Genomic DNA, 587 nt, shown 5'->3' with positions numbered 1-587 from the left:
GGCGTTAGCTCGAATGTGGAGGTTAAACATGAATATTGGCGCTGTCGCGAAGCTAACTGGACTGTCATCAAAGTCGATTCGTTTGTATGAAGACAAAGGGATCATCTCTCCACCAGCACGCAGTGATTCTGGCTATCGCGAGTATTCAGATAATCATATTCAAGAACTTAACTTAGTTTCACGAGCAAAAAACGCAGGATTTTCACTTCAAGAATGTAAAGAGTTCGTCCAGCTTGCGCATAATCCAAACCGTAAAAGCAGCGAAGTGAAAGAAAGAACGATGGATAAACTGCGCGAAGTAGAAGAGAAAATTGCTCACCTGATGGAAATCAAAAAACAGTTGGAAGGTTGGGTATCGGCTTGCCCTGGCGATGCGAAAAGTCGCTGTCCGATCATAGACGAGCTGACCAAGTAAGCTCGTCTATCTATTATAGTTCGTTAAAGGCAACAAGTTGGTTCAGATTAATGGTAAGTGCACATGCGTTTGCCATTTAACTCAATGATGTTAAATGGTGTTTCGTAGATGTCTTCCAATGTTGTTGCCTGAATCACCTCTTCAACCGCGCCACTTGCCACCACTTTGCCTT

The 587-nt window shown here is 43.4% G+C and carries 1 protein-coding gene and 1 pseudogene; one reads left to right on the top strand and one right to left on the bottom strand.

Annotated features, from left to right (window positions below; translation table 11 throughout):
• The first annotated feature begins 28 nt into the window (after positions 1-28).
• Positions 29-415 (top strand): Cu(I)-responsive transcriptional regulator, encoded by a 387-nt coding sequence (gene cueR, locus R7E38_RS23165; RefSeq protein WP_005486235.1) that lies wholly within the window; start codon positions 29-31, stop codon positions 413-415.
• Between the two features lie 47 nt (positions 416-462).
• Here the strand turns inward: cueR and R7E38_RS23160 are convergent.
• Positions 463-587 (bottom strand): annotated as a pseudogene (locus tag R7E38_RS23160) (siderophore ABC transporter ATP-binding protein); the annotation flags it as partial.

This window comes from Vibrio sp. Vb2131, from assembly GCF_033338535.1.
GTDB lineage: Bacteria > Pseudomonadota > Gammaproteobacteria > Enterobacterales > Vibrionaceae > Vibrio > Vibrio alginolyticus.
Note: the sequence above shows the minus strand (reverse complement) of the source record. Positions and strands in the feature narration are given on the sequence as shown.